At 39.4% G+C, this 6,270-nt stretch carries 6 protein-coding genes and 4 tRNA genes; 3 read left to right on the forward strand and 7 right to left on the reverse strand.

Annotated features, from left to right (window positions below):
* From QQJ93_RS15845 to QQJ93_RS15865, 5 genes are all read right to left on the reverse strand, one after another.
* The coding region (locus QQJ93_RS15845; protein ID WP_246847629.1) for a GTP-binding protein at window positions 1-268 on the reverse strand (268 nt) is incomplete at its 3' end.
* A gap of 112 nt (window positions 269-380) precedes the next feature.
* Window positions 381-457: transfer RNA gene (locus QQJ93_RS15850), tRNA-Thr, on the reverse strand.
* A gap of 27 nt (window positions 458-484) precedes the next feature.
* A tRNA-Gly gene (locus QQJ93_RS15855) sits at window positions 485-559 on the reverse strand.
* A gap of 71 nt (window positions 560-630) precedes the next feature.
* Window positions 631-715: transfer RNA gene (locus tag QQJ93_RS15860), tRNA-Tyr, on the reverse strand.
* Between the two features lie 39 nt (window positions 716-754).
* Window positions 755-830: transfer RNA gene (locus QQJ93_RS15865), tRNA-Thr, on the reverse strand.
* Window positions 831-1,037: 207 nt separating this feature from the next.
* Here QQJ93_RS15865 and coaA point away from each other — a divergent pair.
* Window positions 1,038-1,961: a type I pantothenate kinase gene (gene coaA, locus QQJ93_RS15870; protein WP_119297239.1), complete on the forward strand. Its 924-nt coding sequence runs from the start codon at window positions 1,038-1,040 to the stop codon at window positions 1,959-1,961.
* Window positions 1,962-1,979: 18 nt separating this feature from the next.
* Here coaA and birA read toward each other — a convergent pair whose 3' ends face one another.
* On the reverse strand, window positions 1,980-2,957 hold the full coding sequence (birA, locus tag QQJ93_RS15875) for a bifunctional biotin--[acetyl-CoA-carboxylase] ligase/biotin operon repressor BirA (RefSeq protein ID WP_119297240.1): 978 nt from the start codon (window positions 2,955-2,957) through the stop codon (window positions 1,980-1,982).
* 14 nt (window positions 2,958-2,971) lie between these two features.
* Window positions 2,972-4,021, reverse strand: a complete 1,050-nt coding sequence (murB, locus tag QQJ93_RS15880) for a UDP-N-acetylmuramate dehydrogenase (RefSeq protein ID WP_119297241.1) — start codon at window positions 4,019-4,021, stop codon at window positions 2,972-2,974.
* A 66-nt stretch (window positions 4,022-4,087) separates the two neighbouring features.
* Here murB and QQJ93_RS15885 point away from each other — a divergent pair, with 66 nt between their 5' ends.
* Window positions 4,088-4,525, forward strand: coding sequence for a GNAT family N-acetyltransferase (locus tag QQJ93_RS15885; RefSeq protein ID WP_119297242.1), 438 nt, complete (start codon window positions 4,088-4,090; stop codon window positions 4,523-4,525).
* 86 nt (window positions 4,526-4,611) lie between these two features.
* Window positions 4,612-5,952, forward strand: a complete 1,341-nt coding sequence (gene pssA, locus QQJ93_RS15890; RefSeq protein WP_119297243.1) for a CDP-diacylglycerol--serine O-phosphatidyltransferase — start codon at window positions 4,612-4,614, stop codon at window positions 5,950-5,952.
* Window positions 5,953-6,270: the final 318 nt, after the last annotated feature.

The following is a 6,270-nucleotide window of genomic DNA, read 5'->3' on the forward strand; positions in this document are numbered from 1 at the left end:
TAACATAATCGGCGTGTCCTGGGCAGTCTACGTGTGCGTAGTGACGTGCTGGAGTATCGTACTCAACGTGAGAAGTTGCGATTGTGATACCACGCTCGCGCTCTTCTGGAGCGTTATCGATAGATGCGAAGTCTTTTGCTACACCGCCGTACACTTTTGCAAGTGTAGTACAGATAGCAGCAGTAAGAGTTGTTTTACCGTGGTCAACGTGGCCGATAGTACCAACGTTTACGTGCGGTTTCGTACGTTCAAATTTTTCTTTAGACATGGATAGTCCCTCTAGGTACGGATTTAGGTGGCTTGAATGACCACGTAACCAAAAAATAATAGTACTTTTTAGTAAAGTAAGTGTATCTCAATCGGAAAATATTGCTTAAAACTGGTGCTGATACCCAGACTCGAACTGGGGACCTCACCCTTACCAAGGGTGCGCTCTACCGGGCTGAGCTATATCAGCACTACATTGTTTTATAAAATACAGAATTGGAGCGTGCGGCGGGAATCGAACCCGCATCATCAGCTTGGAAGGCTGAGGTAATAGCCATTATACGACGCACGCACACGTGTAACTCTGAGCGCTATTTTCACAATTTATTTACATTCATTTTGATTATAAAACAAATGTCAATATGGTGGAGGGGGACGGATTCGAACCATCGAAGGCGGAGCCGGCAGATTTACAGTCTGCTCCCTTTGGCCACTCGGGAACCCCTCCAAATTTTTTGTTGCTTGCCATCTCTATCATATAAAGAGATGGTGCCGACTACCGGAATCGAACTGGTGACCTACTGATTACAAGTCAGTTGCTCTACCTACTGAGCTAAGTCGGCGCAAGTGGGGCGAATTCTATTGAATGTTCCAAAAGCTTGCAAGGGTAAAATGCAAAAAACCATTATTTTCATTAATGGAATAGGAAATTGGGTATAAATAAGGCAAAAAGTTGCTAATTTACTACTAAAGTCACCTAACGCTTATTTGAAATCAACGTCGCTTGGTGTATCTTCGCTCATCCTTTTTGGTTATTTTCGAGTCTTTCTATGAATCCGTATCTTTCATACAACAGAAGTCAGTGGTCTGAATTACGTAATTCTGTACCAATGACACTTACCCCTGAAGACTTGGAAGAACTACAAGGGATTAATGAAAGCTTGTCGATGGAAGAAGTGACAAAAATTTATTTGCCACTATCTCGCCTACTCAATTTATATGTCGAAGCTCGCCAAAGCCGCAATCAAGTACTGCATCAATTCTTTAATAAACAAGAGAAATCGCCGCCCTTTATTATTGGTATTGCAGGAAGTGTCGCGGTTGGAAAAAGTACCACGGCGAGGTTATTAACCGCTTTACTATCTCGCTGGGAGAATCACCCTAAAGTTGAGCTCATTACAACGGACGGTTTTTTACACCCCAATGAAACCTTGCTGAATAATAATTTGATGACCAAAAAGGGTTTCCCTGAGTCTTACGATACTAAGTCATTGGTTGAGTTTTTAAGTGATGTCAAAGCTTGCAAGCGAAACATTCAAGTGCCTGTTTACTCACATATTACTTACGATATTACCGATGAAGTTAAGGTGGTCGATCAGCCCGACGTGTTGATTATTGAGGGGCTGAATGTTCTACAAAGCGGCAGTGATTACCCAGAAAGTCCTTTCAAAGTATTTATCTCTGACTTTTTGGATTTTTCTATTTATGTTGATGCAGATACTCAGCAAATAGAAGAATGGTATGTTTCGCGATTTATGAAGTTACGTAAAGGGGCATTCACTAAGCCCGGTTCGTACTTTAGCCATTACACCAAACTCACTGAGCAAGAATCGATTGATAAAGCTAAGAGTATTTGGAACTCGATCAATGGCATCAACTTACAGCAAAATATTCTACCCACCAAAGATCGAGCACAGCTGATATTACGCAAAGGTGCAGATCATATGGTAGAAGAGGTTCACTTAAGAAAGTAACCTGCTCTGTTACATCGATTAATCTGCTTTTCTTAGGGAGATTTCGCCACCAACATAAGTTTCTAACCCTTGTTCAGTTTCTAGTAAAATACCACCTTGCTGGTTGATACCTTTACCGATGCCGTAAACTTCTTTGTTACCCATTAATAGCTTAATTGGCTTATCTTTAAAGTTATCCAGTTCATTCCAGCGCTTCACAAAAGAGGACATACCTTGTTCCTCATATTGTTCAAGCACCTGTTTCCAAGCTCTGATCAATTCTATTACTAGTTGATTTCTTGATGGTGTATTATCATCGAATACTTGATTTAAATTGGCCCACGACTGATCGATAGCACATGTATCCGCCGTCATATTAATGTTCAGTCCCATTCCTATCACCAGATGAGCAACACCGCCCGTTTGTGCGGACATTTCAACTAAAATACCGGCTAATTTTTTATCTTCGTAATAGAGATCATTCGGCCATTTTAATTTCAGCCCTGTCGCCCCTAAGGTTTCTAGTGCATCAACGATCGCAACACCAATAGCTAGGCTTAGCCCCATTGCGGCCGCAACTCCTGACTCCAACTGCCAATACATTGAAAAGTATAAGTTAGAACCAAAAGGAGATACCCATTGACGCCCCCTTCTTCCTCTACCTTTTGCTTGATACTCTGCCACGCACACCGCACCACTCGGTAAAGAATCAATACTATCTAAAAGGTACTGATTGGTTGAATCAATGACTGGAAATAGCTCAACGGGAACTGATGAAACTGACTGGATGATCTCATAATCTAATAAGTCGATGGCAGAAGAAAGCTGATAGCCTTTTCCTTGGACTCGATAGATATCAATCCCCCATTCTTGAATCCCTTTAATATGTTTACTTATTGCTGCTCGTGAGATACCAAGCAGCTCACCTAAATCTTCTCCTGAATGAAACTCTCCATCCGACAATTGCTTGATAATACGTAGTTTAACGTCATGTAACTTAGGTTTACTATCTGTCATGGAGTACCACCTAATTATTGAAAGCGATCTGCAAAGATAATTTCTAAACTCGTTTCTTGGGTAGCACTAAAAAACCGCACTTCATGCTCCAATTCCACACCATATTTATCCAGCACAGCATGTTTAACATACCAAGCAAGTTCAAGAACATCATTAGAGGTCGCATTATCAACATTAACAATAACCAGAGCTTGCTGAGGATGCACTTGTGCACCACCTATCTGATGACCTTTCAAGCCACAACGATCGATCAACCAGCCTGCTGCGATTTTAACCCCACCTTCGACCTCAAATCCGTTCAGATCTGGGTAAAGAGCTTGTAATTCCATATAATTTTCATGAGTAATTACTGGATTTTTGAAAAAGCTTCCAGCATTGCCTGTAACATTGGGATCGGGCAATTTAGAGCGGCGAATATCACACACATGCTCAAAAACAGCGTAAGGCGTGGTGAGCAAATCTTTTTCCGACTTTAGTGGACCATAGGTAAAATTAGGTTGCCAATTAGAGGGCAGTTTTAAGCCAATAGATGTGATAATAACTTTACCTAATAAATCATTTTTAAATATCGAATCTCGATAACCAAACAAACACTCTTGAGCACTTAAACGAATAATATCCAGTGATTCTAGATCCAGATACTCAACATAATCACATATATCTTTAAATTCAACGCCATAAGCGCCAATATTCTGAATAGGAGCACTACCAGCACAGCCAGGAATTAAGGCTAAGTTTTCTAAACCAGGAATGCCTTGTTCTAACGTCCATTCAACCAAGCTAGGCCAATCTTCACCGCCAGCGATAGTTAAATAAATAAAATCATCACGAGTAGTAACGGTTTTCCCTAATAGCTTATTAATCACGACTACGCCATGAAAGGGTTCTGTGAATAACACATTACTGCCTTTACCTAAAACCAATTTAGGCAACTCTTGCCACTCAGGGCACCGGTAAGCTGAAATTAAGTCATCTACCGTTGCCGCTTCCACGAGAACATCACAAGGCACATCAATGCCAAAAGTATGGAAAGGTTTCATATTTACATTATTATTTACATTCATACATTTGATTACCTAAGCGTGTGTCGTACTATTCTACCTTATACACTTAATAAACACAGTGCCTGTATGATTGAAGTTAATTTTCAACCACTTGAAAGTATTAAAATACCGCTCATTAAGCCTATCTATAAAGCATTTTATCCTTCGGGAAAACCGAAAAAAAATGAACAAATAGTCGTTGGTTACCATCAACAGAAAATTATTTGTATCGTCCGGTTTCGTACTATTGAAAGTTTTTCTCTTCTCACTGGCATGTTAGTTATTCCAGACTATCGGCAGCAAGGCATTGCTAGCCAGTTATTAACATTTTGTCAGGCTCATTGTTTATCTGAAAATTGTTTTTGCTTCGCTTATCAGCACCTTGAATCACTATATCAATCAATAGGGTTTTCTGTAGTGGAAGTTGAACAACTTCCCAATTCACTGCAACAGTTATTTATACGTTACACAAGTACAGGCAAAAAACTTCTACCAATGCGATATCTGCCTACAGTTCTGACATAACTTCTTGTTCATATGTAGGAATAATAGCGATTAATTTGGTAAAATGATAAGCCAAGACATTAGCAGCATGTAAGGTTCATAAAAATATGATAGCTAGTAAGGAATTACTCGAACAGCTACCAACCATAGCTCAAGATCCAAACGCCTTTGAAGTGCTATTTTCAGCACAGCAATTCCGCAACCGGCTATTGTCTGAAATTAAACAAGCTACACAACGTATTTATCTTGTCGCCTTGTATCTCGAAGATGACGACGCAGGGCGTCAAATATTGACTGAGCTCTATGAAGCAAAACAACGCAACCCTAAGCTTGATATTACTGTGTGTGTTGACTGGCATCGAGCGCAACGCGGATTGATTGGCGCAGATCAAAGCGAAGGTAATGCTGCTTTATATAAAAAGTTTGCTCAAAAGTACCAGCATCCAATTTCTATTTTAGGGGTACCTGTTCGTGGAAAAGAAGTCTTTGGTGTATTACATCTAAAAGGCTTTATCATTGATAATACCGTTATATACAGTGGTGCAAGCCTAAATAATATCTATCTACAACATAACGAAAAATATCGTTTTGACCGCTACCATGTAATGGAAAATCCAGCGCTAGCCGATTGTATGGTGCAATATATCCAGCAAAATATAAGCAACAATTCAGCTGTTAATTGTTTATCACAAGTAGATCGCCCAACAACTAAAACGTTAAAGCCTGCGATCAAACAATTTCGTGCTCTTCTTGCCCAATCTCAATACGAGTTCACTCCAGAGATAATTAAACAAGGCCAAGTGGGTATAACACCATTAGTGGGAGTTGGTAAGCGTCGCAATAAGCTTAATCTACATATTAATAACCTTATCGCTTGCGCTGAAAAAGAAATTACGATCTTAACACCTTATTTTAACTTTCCTAAAAGTATCTCTAAAGAGGTCAAAAGAGCAATAAGACGAGGTGTTAAGGTGACCATCATTGTGGGAGATAAAACCGCCAACGATTTTTATATTCCGCCGGAAGAAGACTTTAAAACCATTGCTGGCCTACCTTACCTATATGAGCTCAACTTACGTCATTTTGCCCGTATCAATGAAGGACATATCGCTAGTCGCCAACTATCGATTCACCTTTGGAAGCATGATAATAATAGCTTTCACTTAAAAGGAATGTGGATTGATAAAGAATACATGTTAATCACAGGCAATAACTTCAATCCTAGAGCCTGGAAATTAGATTTAGAAAATGGATTACTGATTAAAGATACCGAGCAATTACTTACCAAGCAGTTTGAAAATGAACTCTCATCTATTCTCGAGCATACCAATTTAATCGGCAGTTATAGGCAGTTAGACACTCTTGAGAATTACCCAGAAGATGTACAAAAGCTCATACGTAAGATAAAAAGAGTCAAAGCAGACCGAATTCTAAAGCAAATTTTATAAAGATTCCCATAGCCCAAGTACATAACTTGGGCTTTTTTGATCAAAAAATCTCAAACCTATCACTTCAAATTTATAGATTTATTTGAAATTAGAGCATGTTAGTTATGAGGTAGAAGTACTACTATCTAATGACTTAGGATACCTAAGGTAACAGCTTACTCGCTGTTCGCTAAAATAAACTAACAAAACAGCCACTTATCAATACCTATTGTTCTAAATTTCATTTTCTACAAACGAAAAAAAACCTGACTCTTTCGAATCAGGTTTCTTACTCTTTATTCAAGATATGTAAGTGGCGGAGTGGACGGGACTCGAACC

The sequence above is a fragment of the Vibrio algivorus genome (assembly GCF_030161215.1).
GTDB classification, from domain to species: domain Bacteria; phylum Pseudomonadota; class Gammaproteobacteria; order Enterobacterales; family Vibrionaceae; genus Vibrio; species Vibrio algivorus.

Bases quoted from the DNA above. Each gene is read 5' to 3' on its own strand.
- murB (WP_119297241.1), bottom strand. From the start codon at position 4,021: ATGAATGTAAATAATAATGTAAATATGAAACCTTTCCATACTTTTGGC.
- birA (WP_119297240.1), bottom strand. From the start codon at position 2,957: ATGACAGATAGTAAACCTAAGTTACATGACGTTAAACTACGTATTATC.
- pssA (WP_119297243.1), top strand. From the start codon at position 4,612: ATGATAGCTAGTAAGGAATTACTCGAACAGCTACCAACCATAGCTCAA.
- coaA (WP_119297239.1), top strand. From the start codon at position 1,038: ATGAATCCGTATCTTTCATACAACAGAAGTCAGTGGTCTGAATTACGT.
- QQJ93_RS15885 (WP_119297242.1), top strand. From the start codon at position 4,088: ATGATTGAAGTTAATTTTCAACCACTTGAAAGTATTAAAATACCGCTC.